At 70.5% G+C, this 17,977-nt stretch carries 18 protein-coding genes; 8 read left to right on the top strand and 10 right to left on the bottom strand.

Features of this window, described 5'->3' with window-relative positions; translation table 11 throughout:
• Positions 1-11: 11 nt before the first annotated feature.
• The 6 genes from BLT21_RS09790 to BLT21_RS15860 all read right to left on the bottom strand — a co-directional run bounded on the left by BLT21_RS09790 (position 12) and on the right by BLT21_RS15860 (position 5,780).
• A complete protein-coding gene (locus BLT21_RS09790; RefSeq protein WP_091501506.1) occupies positions 12-1,334 on the bottom strand; it encodes an NtaA/DmoA family FMN-dependent monooxygenase in 1,323 nt (440 codons plus the stop codon).
• The gene (locus tag BLT21_RS09795; RefSeq protein WP_091501507.1) at positions 1,331-2,521 is read right to left on the bottom strand and encodes an LLM class flavin-dependent oxidoreductase; all 1,191 of its coding nucleotides are present in this window, start codon (positions 2,519-2,521) and stop codon (positions 1,331-1,333) included. Before BLT21_RS09795 ends, BLT21_RS09790 begins: the two co-directional genes overlap by 4 nt.
• Before the next feature lie 92 nt (positions 2,522-2,613).
• The gene (locus tag BLT21_RS09800) at positions 2,614-3,177 is read right to left on the bottom strand and encodes a dihydrofolate reductase family protein (RefSeq protein WP_091501509.1); all 564 of its coding nucleotides are present in this window, start codon (positions 3,175-3,177) and stop codon (positions 2,614-2,616) included.
• 16 nt (positions 3,178-3,193) lie between these two features.
• The gene (locus BLT21_RS09805) at positions 3,194-4,213 is read right to left on the bottom strand and encodes an LLM class flavin-dependent oxidoreductase (protein ID WP_091501511.1); all 1,020 of its coding nucleotides are present in this window, start codon (positions 4,211-4,213) and stop codon (positions 3,194-3,196) included.
• A gap of 86 nt (positions 4,214-4,299) precedes the next feature.
• Positions 4,300-5,289 (bottom strand): cation efflux transmembrane domain-containing protein, encoded by a 990-nt coding sequence (locus BLT21_RS09810; protein WP_256336015.1) that lies wholly within the window; start codon positions 5,287-5,289, stop codon positions 4,300-4,302.
• Complete coding sequence (locus tag BLT21_RS15860) at positions 5,286-5,780, bottom strand: transporter substrate-binding domain-containing protein (RefSeq protein WP_256336016.1); 495 nt, start codon at positions 5,778-5,780, stop codon at positions 5,286-5,288. The genes BLT21_RS09810 and BLT21_RS15860 overlap by 4 nt, the downstream gene beginning before the upstream one ends.
• 142 nt (positions 5,781-5,922) lie before the next feature.
• On the opposite strand from BLT21_RS15860, the gene BLT21_RS09815 reads away from it, so the two are divergent.
• On the top strand, positions 5,923-7,209 hold the full coding sequence (locus BLT21_RS09815) for an adenylosuccinate synthase (protein ID WP_091501516.1): 1,287 nt from the start codon (positions 5,923-5,925) through the stop codon (positions 7,207-7,209).
• A 1-nt stretch (position 7,210) separates the two neighbouring features.
• Complete coding sequence (locus tag BLT21_RS09820; RefSeq protein WP_091501519.1) at positions 7,211-8,389, top strand: lactonase family protein; 1,179 nt, start codon at positions 7,211-7,213, stop codon at positions 8,387-8,389.
• Between the two features lie 30 nt (positions 8,390-8,419).
• Here the strand turns inward: BLT21_RS09820 and BLT21_RS09825 are convergent, their stop codons facing one another.
• Entirely contained in the window at positions 8,420-9,568 is a 1,149-nt protein-coding gene (locus BLT21_RS09825) for an AI-2E family transporter (RefSeq protein WP_091501521.1), read from the bottom strand.
• A gap of 88 nt (positions 9,569-9,656) precedes the next feature.
• Here BLT21_RS09825 and BLT21_RS09830 point away from each other — a divergent pair, with 88 nt between their 5' ends.
• The 5 genes from BLT21_RS09830 (at position 9,657) to BLT21_RS09850 (ending at position 13,977) form a co-directional block, all read left to right on the top strand.
• A complete protein-coding gene (locus BLT21_RS09830; RefSeq protein ID WP_091501524.1) occupies positions 9,657-9,953 on the top strand; it encodes a chorismate mutase in 297 nt (98 codons plus the stop codon).
• A gap of 334 nt (positions 9,954-10,287) precedes the next feature.
• On the top strand, positions 10,288-11,391 hold the full coding sequence (locus tag BLT21_RS09835) for an ABC transporter substrate-binding protein (protein ID WP_091502224.1): 1,104 nt from the start codon (positions 10,288-10,290) through the stop codon (positions 11,389-11,391).
• Positions 11,392-11,475: 84 nt separating this feature from the next.
• A complete protein-coding gene (locus BLT21_RS09840) occupies positions 11,476-12,348 on the top strand; it encodes a carbohydrate ABC transporter permease (RefSeq protein WP_091501526.1) in 873 nt (290 codons plus the stop codon).
• Positions 12,345-13,250, top strand: coding sequence for a carbohydrate ABC transporter permease (locus BLT21_RS09845; RefSeq protein WP_091501528.1), 906 nt, complete (start codon positions 12,345-12,347; stop codon positions 13,248-13,250). Before BLT21_RS09840 ends, BLT21_RS09845 begins: the two co-directional genes overlap by 4 nt.
• Position 13,251: 1 nt before the next feature.
• A complete protein-coding gene (locus BLT21_RS09850) occupies positions 13,252-13,977 on the top strand; it encodes an alpha/beta fold hydrolase (RefSeq protein ID WP_091501530.1) in 726 nt (241 codons plus the stop codon).
• Here the strand turns inward: BLT21_RS09850 and BLT21_RS09855 are convergent.
• From BLT21_RS09855 to hisD, 3 genes are read right to left on the bottom strand one after another with little or no spacing between them, the layout of a single operon-like run.
• Entirely contained in the window at positions 13,944-14,690 is a 747-nt protein-coding gene (locus tag BLT21_RS09855; RefSeq protein WP_091501533.1) for an HpcH/HpaI aldolase family protein, read from the bottom strand. The genes BLT21_RS09850 and BLT21_RS09855 overlap by 34 nt on opposite strands.
• Positions 14,690-15,460, bottom strand: a complete 771-nt coding sequence (locus BLT21_RS09860) for an SDR family NAD(P)-dependent oxidoreductase (protein WP_091501535.1) — start codon at positions 15,458-15,460, stop codon at positions 14,690-14,692. Before BLT21_RS09860 ends, BLT21_RS09855 begins: the two co-directional genes overlap by 1 nt.
• On the bottom strand, positions 15,457-16,776 hold the full coding sequence (hisD, locus tag BLT21_RS09865; protein WP_091501537.1) for a histidinol dehydrogenase: 1,320 nt from the start codon (positions 16,774-16,776) through the stop codon (positions 15,457-15,459). Before hisD ends, BLT21_RS09860 begins: the two co-directional genes overlap by 4 nt.
• A 109-nt stretch (positions 16,777-16,885) precedes the next feature.
• On the opposite strand from hisD, the gene BLT21_RS09870 reads away from it, so the two are divergent.
• Complete coding sequence (locus BLT21_RS09870; RefSeq protein ID WP_091501539.1) at positions 16,886-17,884, top strand: LacI family DNA-binding transcriptional regulator; 999 nt, start codon at positions 16,886-16,888, stop codon at positions 17,882-17,884.
• The last annotated feature ends 93 nt before the right edge of the window (positions 17,885-17,977 follow it).

Consider the following 17,977-nt stretch of genomic DNA (forward strand, 5'->3'; position numbering starts at 1 on the left):
GAACCGCCGCGTCATCGCACGGGCGCAGCGGCCGGAACCGCGGCCGGCAGCCCGAGCAGATCGCGCAGGGTCGCGCCGTCGTCGTACGAGTCGCGGTACGACCCACGCTCCTGCAGCAGGGGGACGACGCGGGTGGCGAACTCGTCGAGCCCGTTCGGCGTCAGGTGGCCGACGACGGTGAAGCCGTCGGTCGCCCGCTCCTGCACGTAGCGGTCGATCTCGCCCGCGATGTGCTCGGGCGTGCCCACGAACGTGTGCTTCGCCGTCAGCCGGATGACGAGCTCGCGCACGCTCAGGCCCTCGGTCTCGGACAGCTCGCGCAGCGTCGCGATGCGTGCCTGCACCGCCTTGTGGCGGTTGGCCCAGCCGCGAGCCGTCTCCGACCCGGTGTCGGGCTCGACGTCGGGCAGCGGACCGTCGGGGTCGTAGCCGCTTAGGTCGCGGCCCCACACCTGCTCGAGGTACGTGAGCGCCTGCTCCGGCCGCACCTGCTGCAGAGCGATCTCGCGCGACCGCTCGCGCGCCTCGGCATCCGTGTCGCCGATGACGAACGTCGCGGCGGGCAGGATCTTCAGCGAGTCCTCGTCGCGACCCCACGCGGCCAGACGGCCCTTGACGTCGTCGTAGAACACGCGCGCCGCATCGAAGTCCTGATGAAGCGAGAAGATGACCTCGGCGTGCTCGGCCCCGAAGTCGCGACCGTCGGCGGAGTCGCCGGCCTGCACGATCACGGGGCGCGCCTGCGGCGACCGCGGCACATCGAACAGGGCGTCGACGTCGAACTGCGGGCCGGAGTGCCGGATGCGGCGGGGCAGCGCCTCGCCCTCGTCCCACGAGTCCCAGAGCTTCTTCGACAGCGCGGCGAACTCCTTCGCGCGCTCGTAGCGGTCGGCGTGGTCGAGGAACCCGCCGCGACGGAAGTTCGCGCCGTGGAAGGCGTCGGAGCTCGTCACGGCGTTCCATCCGGCGCGGCCGCCCGACAGGTGGTCGAGCGAGGCGAGCTGACGGGCGAGCTCGTACGGCTCGTTGAACGTCGTGCTCAGGGTGCCGACGAGACCGACGTGGTCGGTGACCGCGGTGAGCGCCGCCAGGATCGCGAGGGTGTTGGGTCGGCCGAGCACGTCGAGCTCGTGCACGCGGCCCTTGTGCTCGCGCAGCCGCAGTCCCTCGGCGAGGAAGACGTAGTCGAAGAAGCCGCGCTCGGCGGTGCGGGCGAAGTACTCGAAGGCCGCGAATTCGATCTGGCTGCCCGAGGTGGGGTCGGTCCAGACGGTCGTGCTGTTGACGCCGGGGAAGTGCGCGGCGAGATGGATCTGGCGGGGCGAACGGCTCACAGGGCGACCTTCTCTCGTGCCGGAACGGAGTCTTGGGTGGGGGCGGCGTACCTGCTCGCAGGACGCGGCAGGCCGAGTCGGCCGCGCAGGGTGGCGGCGTCGTCGTCGCGGAGCACGCGGGTCGCGCGCAGCAGCGGGGCGAGGCGCTCGGCGATCGCGACGACGTCGTCGGGCTGGCGCGCGGGCCGCAGTCGCACGCCGTCGACGCCGGTCTCCGCGAGGGCGCGGATGTGCTCGGCGACCTCCGTGGCCGTGCCCGCGACGACGCGCGCATCGGAGCGGAACTCGGCTCCGGCGAGGTCGTCGAGCCGCGCGAGCGCGTCGCGTGCGGCGGGCGATGTCTCCTCGATCAGCACGATCACGTCGGCGAACACACGCAGTCGCTCGGGAGAGCGGCGCAGCTCGGCGGCGGCGCCGTCGAGCTCGGCGAGGATCCCGGTGGCCGCGGCCTCGTCGTGGGGCGTGACGAATACTACGTCGGCGTGCTCGGCAGCCAGTCGGAACGGCACCGTCTGATGCGCGAGCACCGAGATGATCGGGCGCCCCTGGGGCGACCGGGGCACGATCGACGCGCCGGTGATCGAGAAGAACTCGCCCGCGAAGTCGATGTTGTGGATGCGGTCGGCGTCGACGAACCGGCCGCTCGCGGCATCGCGGATGATCGCGTCGTCCTGCCACGAGTCCCAGAGGCGTCCGATCGCGTCGGCGACCTCGCCGGCCTCGCGGAACCCGGTCTCGAGGTCGATCTCGTCGCGCCGGCCGAAGTTCGCCCGCTCGGCGGCCGAACCGCCGACGACGAGGCGCACGCCCGCGCGGCCTCGGCTGGCGAAGTCGAGCGTCTGGATGCCGGTGGCCAGGTGGAACGGCTCGGTGTGCGTCGTCGTGACCGTCGGGATCAGGCCGATCCGGTGGGTGATCGGCGCGAGAGCTGAGGCCAGCAGCACCGCGTCCACGCGCCCGTGCAGACGCCGCGGGTCGGGGTCGTCGGCGTTCTCGGAGCGATCGGTCAGGGTGAGCGCGTCTTCGATGGTCGCGAAAGCGACGCCCGCCCGGTCGAGGACGCGCACCTGGTCGGCCCAGTGACGCGGTGTGGTGAGCGTGCTCGGCGAGAGACCCGCGGCGCGCCACGCGGCGGGGTGCCAGCCGGCCCGCTCGAGGGCGACGGCGAGATGGATGCGGTGAGACATGTGCCCACTGTCGACCTCACCCCGGGCACCGCCAAGGCCGCGCGTCATCCGGCGACACCTGTCGTAACCGGAGTTCGCGGCGGGAGCCCGGGTCAGGCGCTGCGGAGCCGATATCGCGTCGCCACGGCCCCGGACCGGAACGCCGTGCGGTCCACGGGGTCGAGTTCGATCTGCCGGTCCAGGCCCGCGAGCAGGGTCGGTCCGCGCCCCGCGACGACCGGTTGCACGAGGAACTCGAACTCGTCGATCAGCCCCCGGTTCGCCAGGGCCGTGGGCAGCGCCACGCCGCCCACCCAGAGCCCGGCACCCGGTTCGGCCTTCAGTGCCCGAACGGCCGTCTCCAGGTCACCCGAGAGGAGCTCGGCATTCCAGTCGGGGTCGCTGAGGGTCGACGACACGACGTACTTCCGGGCACCGTCGATCGCTTCGGCGAACCGGATCTCCGCCTCGTCCATCCACGCGGGCCACCCGCCCGATGCCGGGCGTCGCCAGGCGGCCGCCATCATCTCGTACGTCACCCGGCCGAGCAGCAGCGCGTCGACCCCGGCCATCTGAGTCGTCCAGAAGTCCATCGACTCCTCGTCGGGCGGCAGTCCCGCTTCGTGGTGGCAGCAGCCGTCGAGCGTCACGTTGATCGAGTAACGGAGAGGTCTCATGCCTCATCCTGTCTACTCACACCTTCGCGGTCCAGCCCAGTGCCGGGCCGAGGTTCGTCGCGAGCTCGCGCACGATGTGCCGCTGGTCCTCGGCGCTGAACGAGAAGGGCAGCTCGAGCAACAGGTCGTCGACAGCGGTGAACGCCGGATCGTTCGCGATCGTGTCGACGATCTCGGCGGTCGAGCCGATGATGTCGCGGGCGATCAGGGTGCGGCCCGGTCCCTGCGGCGCGAGCGTGCGAGGCGTCCGCGTCTCGACGTAAGCGGCGAAGCGCTCGCGCTGCTCGGGAGTGGCGTTGTCGGTCGGCAGGATGACGTGGCCTTTCCCGACCGTCGCGGCGTCGCCGAGCGGATGCCGCGACCGGAAGAGGTCGATCTGCTGCCGCTGCACGTCGGAGAAGACCTCCGAGTCCTCTGCGGTGGAGATGTTGCTGACGAGCAGGTTGAGTCCCGCCGAACCGGCCCACTCCGCCGAGCGCAACGATCCGCCGCCGTACCAGAGGCGCGACGCGAGGCCGGGGCTGTGCGGCTCGACGCGATCGGAGGAGAGCTCGGTGACGCCGCCGAGCCCGATCTCGCGCTCGCGATCGACGGCGTCGCCGCGGATGAACCCGAGGATGCGCTCGATGCGGCGGTAGGTGACGTCCTCGTCGCGCCAGCGCTCGCCGAGCACGCGATCGGCGACGTCGTCGGGGAGCCGCGGCGCCCCGACGCTCAGCCCCGGCTGCAGGCGGCCACCCGAGAGCAGGTCGGCCGTGGCGAGGTCTTCGGCCAGACGGAGGGGCGACTCGAACACCGTCGGGATCACGGCGACGCCGAGATCGATGCGCCGCGTGCGCTGCGCGGCCGCGGCGAGGAACACGGCCGACGACGGCACGCCGTACTGCAGGTGCCGCGTCCGGATCCACCCGCCGTCGAGGCCCAGCTCCTCGCCGTACGAGAACAGCTGCAACGCCTCCTCGAGACCCGTCGCCGGGTCGTCCCGGCGGAACGGCACGATGTGGAGGAACCCGAGTTTGCGCAGTCGACCGGTCACGACATCACGCTAGCCATGCCGAGTGTGCCCGCGGCTCGTGAGCGTTCACATGCCGACACAGTCGCGCGGCACGTCGCGTGTCCACCTCATGCCCGCGACTCGGCGACCGGAACGACGATCGGCAGCTCGCGGACGGGCACGAGCACGATGTCCTGCACCTTCCAGTCCAGCTCGACGCAGCCGTCGCGCGCCGCCTCCAGCTCGTCGAGGCTCGGCATCCGTCCGTCGCGCGGCACGACGAACGACTCGACGTGGAACACATGGCCCTCGTCGCGGACGCGGCTGCCCGCCGCCGACACCCACGGCAGACCCGCGAGATACGCGTCGATCTCGCCCGCGAGAGGATGCGGCTCGGCGTCGTCGAAGGTCGTCGCCCGCGCATCCATGAGGTCCACGATCGCGGCCCGCAGGTTCTTCAGGCCGTCGCGCAGGATGCCCGCCGCGATGAAGAGCGCCGCCGCCGCGTCGAGCCACCACAGGCCGAGACCGATGCCGGTGACGCCGACGATCGAGCCGACCGCGGTCATCCAGTCGGCCTTGTTCATGTCGGCATCCGCGTAGAGCACCTTGTTGTGCAGCTCGCGCGCCAGCTTCAGCTTCGCGCGCCCGAGGAGGACGGGTGGCACGGCCGTCATCGCCATGACGCCGATCATGAGCCACCCGAGCCAGATCGAGGCGCCGAACAGCTCGACAGTCCCGATCGTCGGGTGCTCGCCGCTCAGCAGCCCGATGCCCGACTCGACGATCAGGTACGTGCCCATCGTGGTCAGGGCCACGGCCGCGACCAGGTGGCCGACCCCGACCGAGCGGTGATAGCCGTACGGATGCGTGAGCGTCGGCCGTCGGCGGTTGACCCGGATCGCGATGAGGAACGCCAGCGGCGGGATGAACGACAGCAGATCCTCGATCCACGCCGCCTTCATCGCCTGCGAGTTGCCGAGCACGAGGAAGACCAGCGTCACGGTGACCGCCAGGAACGCGATCGTGATCCACTCGAGCCGCACCGCCCGTCGCAGCGCCTCGACCTGGCGTTCCGGCAGCGTCGTCTGCCCGAACCGCACCTCCGACCGGTTCACAGCTCGCCCGCCTTCGCCCGCTCCGAGAGGAAGGTCTCGAGGTGCGAGAGGAACGCGTTCTCGCCGAGTGGCACGAGCATGACGACCTTGAGGGTGCTGCCGTCCTTCGCCGTGGCCTCGGCATACGGGCGCGTGACCCCCGCCTTGTCGGTCCACGGCGTCTGGTCGGTGATGCCGCCCGCGATGAGGTCGAGCCCGCCGTTCTCGAGCTCGCGCACCAGAGCCTCCTCCGACCCGACGGTCCATTCCACGTCGGCGTCGAGCGAGTCGGCGAAGGCCCGGATCGCGTCCGGCTCGCTGCCCTCCGGCTCGTCGCCGTCGACCTGCACCCATTCGCCGTCGGGCGAGACGCCGGCCCGTAGAGTCCCGCCCTCGACCGAGGCGAGCGTGCCCGACGGGTCGGTCGGGATCGACAGGCCGCAGCCCGCGAGCGCGACCGACGACAGCATCACCAGGACGGCGCCGACCGCTGCAGGAAGCCGATGGTGCATAAGACCCTCCTCGTTGCATTGCCGATGGACGCATCCGACGCGCGCCATCACCCTGGCGCGTGTGCTGCGATCGCCGTAAGGGGGTTGCGTCGGTGTCGATAGGATGGGGTGCAATCCCTCCTCGACAGAAAGGGAGATCCGCATGCCGGGAATCGTCATCGTCGGCGTCCAGTGGGGCGACGAGGGCAAGGGCAAGGCCACCGACCTGTTGGGCGATCGCACCGACTGGGTCGTCAAGTTCAACGGCGGCAACAATGCCGGGCACACCGTCGTCATCGGTGACGAGAAGTACGCCCTGCACCTGCTGCCCAGCGGCATCCTGTCGCCCGGCGTCAACGCCGTCATCGGCAACGGCGTCGTCGTCGACCTCGAGGTGCTCTTCGCCGAGCTCGAGGCGCTGTCTGCGCGCGGGCTCGACATCTCGCGCCTCAAGGTCAGCGCCAACGCGCACCTCATCACGCAGTACCACCGCACGCTCGACAAGGTGACCGAGCGCTTCCTCGGCAAGCGCCAGATCGGCACCACCGGCCGCGGCATCGGACCGGCGTACGCCGACAAGATCAACCGCGTCGGCATCCGCGTGCAGGACCTGTTCGACGAGAACATCCTGCGCCAGAAGGTCGAGGGTGCCCTCGACCAGAAGAACCACCTGCTGGTGAAGGTCTTCAACCGGCGTTCGATCACCGCCGACGAGATCGTCGACGACCTGCTGTCGTACGCCGACCGTCTGCGTCCGATGGTGTGCGACACCGGTCTGCTGCTGGGCCAGGCGCTCGACGACGGCGACGTCGTCGTGTTCGAGGGCGGCCAGGCGACGATGCTCGACGTCGATCACGGCACCTACCCCTTCGTGACGTCGTCGTCGGCGACTGCGGGCGGCGCCGCGACCGGTTCGGGGGTCGGGCCCAACCGCCTCGACCGCATCGTCGGCATCGTCAAGGCGTACACGACGCGGGTCGGCTCGGGCCCGTTCCCGACCGAGCTGTTCGACGACAACGGCGACTTCCTGCGCTCGCGCGGATTCGAGTTCGGCACGACGACCGGTCGTCCCCGCCGTGTCGGCTGGTACGACGCCCCGATCACGCGGTACGCGACGCGCATCAACGGCATCACCGACCTCGTGCTGACCAAGCTCGACATCCTGACGGGCCTCGACAGCATCCCTGTCTGCGTCGCCTACGACGTCGACGGCGAGCGGTTCGACGAAGTGCCGGTCAACCAGTCGGACTTCCACCACGCACAGCCGATCCTCGAGCACTTCCCCGGCTGGAAGGAAGACATCTCGACGGCGCGCACGTTCGACGACCTTCCCGTCGCGGCGCAGGAGTATGTGCTCGCCCTCGAGAAGATGAGCGGCACGCGAATCTCCGTGATCGGCGTCGGTCCCGCGCGCGACGCCGTCATCGTCCGTCACGATCTCGTCGACTGACGTGCGGCTGCTGCTCGGCGGCTACACCGCCGACATGGGCGGGGCGGCGACCGGCATCGGCCTGATCCACGCCGGCGACCCCGACGGGGCGACGGCCGATGGGCAGCTCGCATTGCGAACCGAGGTGCTGCCGGTGTCGTCGCCGTCGTGGCTCGCGCGCCACCCGAGGCTCGACGTGGTCTACGCCGCCCTCGAGTTCCGGGGCGAGGTGCAGGCCTACCGACGCACCGGACCCGATTCGTGGACGCCCCTCGGACGGGCCGTCCCCGCGGGCGAGGCCGTGTGCCACATCGCCGTCGCGCCCGACGGCGGCTCGCTGGTGGCGAGCTGCTGGAGCGACGGCCGCCTCGTGCGCATGACGCTGGACGCCGCGGGCGCGCCGTCGACCCCGATCGTCGCGCCCGCCGCCGCCGACCCGTACGGACCCGATGCTCCCGCCGAGAGGGCCGAGGGCGACGTCGACCTCGCCGCCGCCGCGCGGGCGCTCCGCGAGGCTGCGGGTCCCGAGTTCGCTCACCTCATCCCGGGATCGGACCGGCCCGCACCGGCGCATCCCGGTCCGGACGAGGATGCCGGCGCCGCGCGTCCGTCGCGTTCCCATCAGGCTCGGCACCTGCCCGGCGGCCTGATCGCCACGACGGACATGGGCCTCGACCTCGTGCGATTCTGGCGCGACGGCGGCGCCCGCGGGCTGCGGCCCGTGCAGCAGGTCGCCCTGCCGCTCGGGAGCGGACCGCGTCACACCCTGTGGCATCCGAGTGGCCACCTGTACGTCCTCACCGAACTGTCGCGCGAGGTGTTCGTCCTCTCCGCCGATCGCGAGGGCGTCTGGCGGATGCGGTCGGCGACCGGCCTCCTCGGCTCGCTCGACGACGACACGGCCGCCGAGATCGCGATGACCCCCGATGGCGAGACCGTCTATGCGGGCGTGCGCGGCAGCAACACCCTCGGCGTGCTGCGCGTCAGCGGCGCGGGCGACCGGCTCGAGCAGCTCGCCCTCGTAGATGCCGGGGTCTCGTGGCCCCGCCATCACGTCGTCGTGCGCGACACCCTGCTCGTGGCCGGCCAGCACTCGGACGACCTCGTTTCGATGTCCCGCGACCCGCGCACCGGGGTGCCGGGTCGCGTGCGACACCGCGTCGGCGTTCCGAGCCCCACGTGCGTGCTGCCCGTCGCCTGAGCGCGCGTCTGAACGCCGGCGCGGGACCCGTCAGGTGATGCGCTTCTTCGCGTCCTGACGCGGGATGACGATCTGGTTGATGATGAGCAGGATCGACGCGGTCACCGGGATCGCGACGAGCGCGCCGAGGAGGCCCAGCAGGGTGCCGCCGACGAGCGCGCCGATGACGACGAGCGACCCGGGCACCGACACCGTGCGGTTCATGACCCGCGGCGTCAGCAGGTACGCCTCGATCTGCATGTACAGAAGGTAGGCGGCCGCGAAGATGATGGCCTGAGCGGGCGCCGTCGGGTTCGTCAGCAGGGTGATGACCGAGGCGCCCACCCAGAAGATGACCGTTCCGACCAGCGGGATGAGGGTGATCGCGAAGGCCAGCACCGCGAGCAGCGCCGCGAACGGCACGCCCAGCAGTGTCAGCAGGATGAACGCGAAGACCGCGTTCATGAGGGCGAGCACCACCATCCCCGAGAGGTAGCCGCCGATCGACTCGGTGATCTGCCGCGTCATGTCGGCGACCGTCTCGCGCGACCGTGCGGGCGAGATGCGCACGAGCGCGTTCTTCATGCGCGGGAGCGATGCGAGGAAGTACAGGCTCAGCACGAGCACGATGATCGAACCCGAGACGGCGGTCACGACGTTGACGCCGATCTGGAGCAGCCCGCCGCCGATCGCCGCGATGTTCGCGGGGTTGGTGACGAAGCTCTGCACCTCGTTCAGGACGTCGCTGAGGCTGTCGCCGAACGTGTCCTCGGCCCACCGGACGGTGTCGCTCTGCAGCACGTCGTTGACGATGTTCGGCACGTCGCCCACGAACTGCTCGATCTGGCGCACGACGGGCGGCAGGACGACCCACAGGATGCCCGCGATGATGAGCGCGAGAGCGCCGAACGTGATCACGATGCCCCATGCGCGGCTGATGCCGCGTCGCATCAGGAACCGCACCACCGGGTCGAGTGCGAGGGCCACGAAGAGGGCGATGGCGACGTAGATGAGCACCGTGGACAGGCTGGAGACGGCGAGTCCGAGCACGATCGCCGTCAGCGCCCCGAGGGCGAGGAAGAAGCCGGCGGCGAAGGGGCGGGAGAGCGCGCCCCAGACCGGTCGATCGCGCGACGGCGCCTCGGCTGCCGAGGCGGTGCGGGCCGCGGTCGCGGAGGTGCTCGGGGCGGGCTTGGTCATGGTCACACTCTAGGCCGAGGCCGCCGGCGTCGCCGCGGGGGAACGTCGCCCCTCGACAGCCGATAGGGTCGGCGGGGGAGGAGCCACCATGACCGACGCCACGACCGAACTCCAGCGCCTGCGCGCGAGCATCGACAACATCGACGCCGCCCTCGTCTTCATGCTGGCAGAGCGCTTCCGCTGCACCAAGCAGGTCGGCGAGCTCAAGGCGACGCACGGCATGCCGGCATCCGACCCCGGGCGCGAGGAGCGTCAGATCGCGCGGCTGCGGCGTCTCGCCGAGGAGGCCGACCTCGATCCCGAGTTCGCGCAGAAGTGGTTCGGCTTCGTCGTGGCCGAGGTGATCCGGCACCACCGCATCGCCGCGGAGGACGCGACCGAGTGAGTCGCCGCAGCGGCTGACCGTTCGCCGCTGCCCCTGCAATACTTATACGTATTCACGAAACGTGATCGTTACCAAGCAGGGTCCGGGGTAAGGCTTCCCTTATCGCTATGCATACGTATACGGTGTGGCCATGTCATCCACTCAGAAGCGCGCTTTCGCCCTCGTCGCCGCGGCGGCCGTGGGTGCACTCGCCCTCACCGGATGCGGCGCCGGCAGCCGCACGGGGAACGCGAATGCCACCGAGGTCACGTGCGACTACACCGCACCCGATTCGGCGACCACGGTCAACGTGCTCGCCTACAACTCCTCCGCCATCGACCCCTTCACGAACACCATGGTGTCGAGCTGCTCGAAGGACGATGTCACCGTCAAGCACGATCCGATCGACTTCGGCGGTCAGGTGACGAAGACGACCGCGACCCTCGCGGGCGACTCCGGCACCTACGACATCGTCGAGACCTACGGCTTCGTCATCCCGGGGCTCGCCACCGACGAGAAGCTCGTGCCGCTCGACGATCTCTTCGACAAGTACGCCGACGAGTACGGCCTGAACGAGATCAGCGAGTCGATGCGCACCGGCATGTCGTACGACGGCAAGCTCTACGCCCTGCCGATGCAGGCGCAGATGTTCGTCATGGCCTACCGGGCGGATGTCTTCGAAGACCTCGGGCTCGAGGTCCCGACCACGTTCGACGAGGTCGTCGACGCGGCGGAGGCCATCCGCGCGGCGGGCACGATGGAGTACCCCGTCGCACTCCCCTGGCTCGCGACGGCAGACGTCACGACGAGCTTCCAGGCCGCGATGAACTCCCTCGGAGCCGACTTCGTCGACGAGGCCGGCGATGTCACCCTCGACACCCCCGAGGCCCAGCAGGCGCTCGAGGGCATGCTCGCGCTCGTGCCGTACATGGACCCGCAGGTCACCACCTTCGACCAGCCGAAGGTGCAGCAGCAGATGTACAACGGCACCGCCGCCATGTCGATCATGTTCTCCGGACGCATGAACGACCTCACCCTCGACACCAACAGCAACCTCGCCGACTCGTTCGACTTCGCGGCGCCGCCCAAGCTCTCGGCCGACGCGCCGTACGCCTACAACCGGCTCTCGATCGACGGGTGGTCGATCCCCTTCAACACGAAGCTCGACCACGAGATGCTGTTCGTCATGATGGCGTCTGCCGTCAGCGAGGACGCCTCGAAGGCGTCGGTCCCCGCCGCCTACCCGGCGCGCGAGGGGATGGTCACGTCCGAGAACTCGCCCTACGGCGAGGCCGCGAACGACTCGATCGCGGCCGCGATGCCGCCGATCGTCTCGCCGATCCTGGCCGACCTCACCAATGAGATCCGTCCGATCCTCGTGCAGGTGCTGTCGGGCAACGTCTCGGTCGAGGATGGCATGGCCCAGATGCAGGCGGCGGGCGAAGCCTTCGTCGGCTGACCCGCCCGTCCGCACCGTACCGATGCATCGACGACCGCGGCCTGGATTCGGGTCCAGGCCGCGGCCGTTCGAGAGGAGCACTTCATGAAGGCACGCGAGTTCTGGCTGCTGTTCGCGCCGAGCTTCGTGATCATGGCCGGCCTCTTGGTCGTGCCGCTCGTCCGGACCATCCAGTGGAGCTTCGAGAGCGTCCGCTACGGAACACCCGGCACGTTCATCGGTCTCGACAACTTCACCGACGCGCTCACCGACGAGCGGTTCGGTCGTGCCGCGTTGTTCACCGTCGTCGTCACGATCGTCACGACGACGATCCTGCTCGTGCTGGGCTACCTCATCGCCACCGGGGTGAACCGCCTCACCCGCTCACGTCCGCTCGTGCTGGGGATCATGCTCGTCTCGTACGTGCTGCCGAACCTCGTCGGCGCCGTCGCCTATTCGTGGCTCTTCGACGACAACTTCGGCGGTGTCGTCAACCGGTTCATCGGGCTGCTCGGCGGCACGCAGGTGCTGTGGTTCACCGATCAGGTGCCCAACGCCATCCTCGTCATCTCGAACACCGTCTGGCACATGCTGCCGTTCGCGATGCTCATCATCCTCGCGGGCCTTCAGGGCGTGCCGGTCGAGCTGCGCGAGGCCGCGACGATCGACGGCGCGAACGGGTGGCAGACCCACCTCAACGTCATCATCCCGACCATCCGGGGCGTGCTGGGCTTCGTCACACTGATCTCGATCATGGACGTGCTGCGCATGTTCGACAACCTCATCCCGCTCTCCCCACAGGCGCAGGCGATCGGCAACGAGTCGATCATGCTGTACGTCTACTCCGTCGCGTTCGCCGACGGCGCCCAGAACCTCGGGCTGGGCAGCGCCATCAACGTGCTGACGATCCTGCTCATCCTCGTCATGCTCATCCCCTTCATCCGCGGCATCTTCCAGGAAGCGAGGGCCGAACGATGACGCTCACCGGCGGAGATCTCTCCACGCGAGCCATCACGACCGGCGACATCGAGGGGACGGGTCGCACCACGCGACGCGGCCGGCTCCGTCGCCCGCCCGTGGTCACCGGCATCCTCCTCGCGATCCTCTGCGTCGTGATGCTGAGTCCCTTCATCTGGATGACGCTGTCGGTCACGAAGCCGACGAACGTCGCCTTCGCCAACCCGCCGGTGCTGTGGGACTACCAGCCCACGGTGCAGGCCTTCGTCGATCTGTGGCAGACGACCTACTTCGCCGACTACCTCGTGAACACGATCGTCGTCGCGGTCGTCTCGACCGTCATCGCGTTGATCATCGGCATCCCCGCCGCATACGCCCTCTCGCGTTTCCCGAGCTACGTCTCGGCGATCCTGCTGGTGCTGGCCCTGATCTTCCGGGCGCTCCCGCGCTTCGCCGTGGTGCTGCCGATGTACGACATCAGCCGGGCTCTGGGCATCTACGACACCACCTTCGCCCTCGCCATCGCGCTCGTCGCGATCAACCAGCCCTTCACGATCTGGCTGCTGCGCAACTTCTTCGCCGAGATCCCGCGCGAGCTCGACGAGGCGGCCATGATCGACGGCTGCACGCGGATCGGGATGCTGCGTCGCGTCATGATCCCGCTCATGGGTCCCGGCATCCTGACCGCGGGCATCTTCGTGTTCCTGTTCGCGTTCCAGGAGTATCTGACGGCCCTCGTGCTCACCGACTCGTCGTCGAAGACCGTGCCGGTGTTCATCGCCACTCAGCTCGGGCAGACGCTGCCGATGCTGCAGCAGGCCGGGGCCGCATCCATGCTGCTCACGATCCCCGTGGTGGTGATCGCCTTCATCGCGCAGAAGTACCTCGTCGCCGGACTCAGCGACGGTGCCGTCAAGGGCTGAGGTGGTTCCGCTCGTCCTGCTCCCGGGCATGAACTGCACCGCCGACCTGTGGGCGGGAACGGGACTCGACGACGCCGTCGCGCCCGAGCTCGGCGAGGACAGCCTCGACGCGCAGGTCGACGTGCTCCTGCAGACGCTGCCGCCCGTCTTCGCGATCGGCGGGCTGTCGCTCGGCGGCATTGTGGCGATGGCGCTCGCCCTCCGCGCCCCGGAACGCGTCGCGGGCCTGTGGATCGCCGCAGCGAACGCGAAGGCCCCGACCGATGCGCAGCGCGCCGGGTGGCGATCGTGGCTCGAGCGGCTCGACGACGGAGTCCGGCCGGCGGACCTGCAGCGAGACATCCTCGGGGCGCTGCTCTCCCCCGAGGCTCGCGGACACCGCCCGGATCTCGCGGACCGTGCGGTGCGGATGGGAGGCGACACCGCGCCGGACCGACTGCGGGCGCAGCTGCGCATGCAGGCGACGCGCGTCGACCTGCGCGCCGGGCTTCGCCGCGTCACGGCGCCGAGTCTCGTGATCGACGGCGCGGCCGACGCCCTCTGCCCGCCGGCGTTCCTCGACGAGATCGCGGCGGCGCTGCCGCGGGCGCGCCGGGCGTCGGTGGCGGCCGGTCACCTGATCCCGCTCGAGGAGCCGCAGGCGTTCGGCGGGCTCGTGCGGCGATGGTGGGAGCAGATCGGGCCCGCGACGCCTCAGCCCCGCGCGTCGCGCAGCCCCCGCAGGTGACCCATGAGCGAGTGGGCGAGGTTGTAGACGACGAGCTGCGCACCGTCGGCGAACGCGGCCTCGGCGCCCGCGCGCGTGCCGACGATGTCCATGCGCAGGCGGCCGGCCGCGGCGATCGCCGCAGTGACGACGGCCGACGCCTCCGCGACCGGGAGGTCGTCGGGCCCCGACGACGCCGCCAGGTCGGACGGGCCGATCATGATGCCGTCGAGCCCCGGCGTCCGGGCGATGGCGGACGCCGCGGCGACGCCGACCGGCGACTCGATCATGCCCATGACGAGCGTGTTGTCGAGGAACCAGTCGCGATGGACAGCGGCGTCCGTCTCGCCGAAGCGACCGGCGCGGCTGTACGTCGCGAAGCCGCGCTCGCCGAAGGGAGGGTAGTGCGCTGCCGCGACGATGTCGGCGGCGGCGCGGTCGTCATCGAGGTGGGGCGCGAGGATGCCCTCGGCCCCCTGATCGAGAGCACGCAGGATCATGCCCCTGTCGCCCTCGCCCACGCGCACCATCACGGGCACGCCGTGCAGGGCCGCGACGGCGATGTGCTGACGCAGCGCGATGACGTCGGCAGGACCGTGCTCGGTGTCGATCAGCACGAAGTCGAAGCCCGAGACCGCGAGCATCTCGACGAGCTCCTCGCCCGGCATCCGCAGCAGCGCGCCGATCAGGCGTTCGCCGGAGCGGGCCCGCGACCGCAGCGACTGCCGCGTCATCAGGCCACCATCCCGGCCGACAGGTCGACATCGGCGCCGCTCATGCCGGGCATGTGCAGCATCGCCACCACCGCCGCCCCCACCTCGGTCTCGGTCACCATGCGACCGAGCGCGGACCGCGAGACGAACGCCTCCTCGGCGTCGCGCGGCGTGCTGCCCGAGCGTTCGGCCTCGAGTCGGAAGTTCCGGGTCATCCGTTCGCCGGCGACGGGGCCGGGCGACAGGCTGTTGACCGAGACACCCGAGCTCCCGACCTCGAACGCCAGGGTCGAGGTGAGCCCGAGGACGGCCATCTTCGATGCCGTGTAGGGCGTCCGATGGGCGAGCGGCCGCTTGCCGGAGACCGACGCGACGTTGATGACGTCGCCCGAACCCCGCTCGATCATGCCCGGCAGCAGCGCGCGGCACACGAGGAACGTGCCGCGGACGTTGACGGCGAACACCTCGTCCCAGTCGGCCGCCGACACGTCGGTGAGGGCCGCGACCGGACCGGCGATCCCCGCGTTGTTGACGAGGATCGACACGGCGGAGCCGGCGAGATCGTCGCGCAACCGGTCGACGGAGGCGGGGTCGGAGACATCGCACACGAGACGGCGCGCACCCGCGCCGAGACGCGCGACGACCGCGTCGAGCCGGGCGGCGTCGCGGCCCACGACGACGACCTCGGCACCCGCGGCATGCAGTGCCGTCGCGATCGCCGCGCCGAGCCCGCTGCCGCCGCCGGTCACGACGGCGGTGCGGCCGGCGACCCGACCGGCGAGGGCGGTCACCGTGCGCCTGCCCCTGCGCTCTCGTCGATCCACGCGAAGCTCGCGCCGCCGTGGCGCCAGGCGCGGGCGTCGCCCGAGCGGGCGTGGCCCTCGAAGAGCTCGACGCGCGCGGCGCGCCCGCAGACCTCGCCCAGCAGGGCGGACGACGCGGGGTCGACGATCTCCTGGTAGGTGACCGTCCGCAGGTACTTGCCGACCCAGAGGCCGCCCGTGTAGCGGGCGGCGCCCAGCGTGGGGAGCACGTGGTTCGTGCCGATGACCTTGTCGCCGTACGAGACGCACGTGTTCTCGCCGAGGAACAGGGCGCCGTAGTCGTGCATCTTCGTCAGTGCCTCGCGAGGCTCGCGGGTGAACACCTGGACGTGCTCGAAGGCGAACGAGTCGGCGAGGGCGTAGGCCTCGTCGATGTCGTCGACGACGATCACCTGACCCCAGTCGCGCCACGCGGGCTCGGCGTAGTCGCGCGTCGACATGCCGGGCAGCAGCTCGTCGACGATCTGCATGACGCGCTCGCCGAGCTGCTGCGACGTCGTGATGAGCACGGCGGGGGACTCGGGGCCGTGCTCGGCCTGCGAGAGCAGGTCGACGGCGGTGAGGAACGGGTCGGCGTCGTCGTCGGCCACGATGAGGATCTCGGTGGGGCCTGCGAAGAGGTCGATGCCGACCTCGCCGAACAGCTGGCGCTTGGCCTCGGCCACGTAGGCGTTGCCGGGGCCGGCGATCAGGTTGACCGGCGCGATCGTCTCGGTTCCCACGGCCATGGCGGTGACCGCCTGCACACCGCCCAGGATGTAGATCTCGTCGGCGCCGGCGAGCTTCATCGCGGCCACCGTCGCCGCGGGGATCTCGCCGCGGATCGGCGGCGTGCAGGCGACGACGCGCGGCACGCCGGCGACCTTCGCCGTGATGATCGTCATGTGCGCGGACGCCGTCAACGGATACTTGCCGCCCGGGATGTACGCGCCCGCCGCCTGGACCGGCACGTGCTTCTGACCGAGGTGCACGCCCGGAAGGGTCTCGACCTCGATGTCGACGAGCGAGTCGCGCTGCGCCTGGGCGAACCGGCGCACCTGATCCTGGACGAAACGGATGTCGTCGATGACCTGCGGGTCGAGCGACGCCATGATCTCGGCGACGTGCTCGTCGTCGAGGCGGAAGGGCTGCTCCCAGCGGTCGAACTGCGCGGCGTATCGGCGGACGGCCTCGTCGCCGTTGCCGCGGATGTCGTCGATGATCGTGCCGACCCGCGCGGCGACGTCGCTCTGCGCGGTGTCGGTGAACGACTTGGTGGGCGCCTTCTTCAGGTACAGGGGCATCGGTGCATCCTTCCCATGCATACGTATGTTGCCACTATGACTGCGTATGCACAGAAGGTCAAGTCTCCGGTAGACTCCGACCCGTAAGGCCGAGCCTGCAGGGGGGTCCATGGCTGTCACCAGCAGAGATGTCGCTCGGCTCGCCGGAGTCTCGCAGCCCACCGTATCGCGTGCCCTGCGCGACGATCCCCGCGTGTCGGACGAGACGAAGAAGCGCGTGCGCGAGGCGGCCGAACTGCTCGGCTACGTCCCGAGCGAGGCCGGCCGCGCCCTGTCGTCCGGGCGCACCCGCCGCATCGGGCTGCTCGTGACCGACCTCGGCAACCAGTTCTACTCGCACATCATCGCCCCGCTTCACCGCGAGCTCGAGGCGCGCGGCTACCAGCTCGTGCTGCACACCGAGACGACGGACGAGTCGGTCGCCGAGCGCCTGATCGCGAACGGTCTCGACGGAGTCATCCTCGCGACGACGACCGTCGACTCGGTGGTGCCGCTGCGCCTGCGCGACCGAGGTCTGCCCTTCGTCTACTTCAACCGCACGGCCGCCTACGTCGACGCCGACGCGACCGTCGTGGCCCCGTCGGCCGGGTTCCAGGCCGCCGTCGATCGCGCGCTCGAAGTGGGCCACGAGCGGATCGGCGCCGTGCTCGGCCCCGAGAACACGAGCACCGGGCAGTCCCGCGAACTCGCGCTGCGTTCGGCGCTGGGCGCCCGCGGCATCACGCTCGATCCGGCGTACGTGCGCCGCGGCCCGTTCGACACCCAGACGGGCGACGCCGCCACCGCGGAACTGCTCGGGCTCGCCGACGCCCCCTCGCTCATCTTCTGCGGCAACGACGTCGTCGCGTACGGCGCGTTGAACGCGGCCCGGCGCGCCGGCGTCGAGGTGCCGGACGACGTCTCGATCATCGGCTTCGACGATCTCCCGCCGGCGTCATGGCCGATCATCCAGCTCTCCACGATCGCGTACGACTACGTGCGCATGGCGCGAGAGGCCGGTCGACTGATGGTGGAACGCATCGAGCGCCGCCCCGAGGCGTACGCGCACGTCGAGTTCGAGACGACTTTCGTCGAGCGTCGCACCCTCTCCGCCCCGCACACCCGCTGAGCCGGTCCGGCGGCCGCGCGTCGGTGCCCCTCCGGTCGGCGCGGACTCTTGCGAGCCGGTTGTGCATACGCATACACTGCGAGCATCACACGC

Source organism: Microbacterium sp. cf332 (assembly GCF_900102175.1).
Lineage (GTDB): Bacteria > Actinomycetota > Actinomycetes > Actinomycetales > Microbacteriaceae > Microbacterium.

Excerpts from the sequence above, each read along its gene's own strand:
- BLT21_RS09840 (WP_091501526.1), top strand. The coding sequence starts at position 11,476 with ATGAAGGCACGCGAGTTCTGGCTGCTGTTCGCGCCGAGCTTCGTGATC.
- BLT21_RS09795 (WP_091501507.1), bottom strand. The coding sequence starts at position 2,521 with ATGTCTCACCGCATCCATCTCGCCGTCGCCCTCGAGCGGGCCGGCTGG.
- BLT21_RS09835 (WP_091502224.1), top strand. The coding sequence starts at position 10,288 with ATGGTGTCGAGCTGCTCGAAGGACGATGTCACCGTCAAGCACGATCCG.
- BLT21_RS09815 (WP_091501516.1), top strand. The coding sequence starts at position 5,923 with ATGCCGGGAATCGTCATCGTCGGCGTCCAGTGGGGCGACGAGGGCAAG.
- BLT21_RS09845 (WP_091501528.1), top strand. The coding sequence starts at position 12,345 with ATGACGCTCACCGGCGGAGATCTCTCCACGCGAGCCATCACGACCGGC.
- BLT21_RS09870 (WP_091501539.1), top strand. The coding sequence starts at position 16,886 with ATGGCTGTCACCAGCAGAGATGTCGCTCGGCTCGCCGGAGTCTCGCAG.
- BLT21_RS09830 (WP_091501524.1), top strand. The coding sequence starts at position 9,657 with ATGACCGACGCCACGACCGAACTCCAGCGCCTGCGCGCGAGCATCGAC.
- BLT21_RS09800 (WP_091501509.1), bottom strand. The coding sequence starts at position 3,177 with ATGAGACCTCTCCGTTACTCGATCAACGTGACGCTCGACGGCTGCTGC.
- BLT21_RS09825 (WP_091501521.1), bottom strand. The coding sequence starts at position 9,568 with ATGACCAAGCCCGCCCCGAGCACCTCCGCGACCGCGGCCCGCACCGCC.
- BLT21_RS15860 (WP_256336016.1), bottom strand. The coding sequence starts at position 5,780 with ATGCACCATCGGCTTCCTGCAGCGGTCGGCGCCGTCCTGGTGATGCTG.
- hisD (WP_091501537.1), bottom strand. The coding sequence starts at position 16,776 with ATGCCCCTGTACCTGAAGAAGGCGCCCACCAAGTCGTTCACCGACACC.
- BLT21_RS09855 (WP_091501533.1), bottom strand. The coding sequence starts at position 14,690 with ATGACGCGGCAGTCGCTGCGGTCGCGGGCCCGCTCCGGCGAACGCCTG.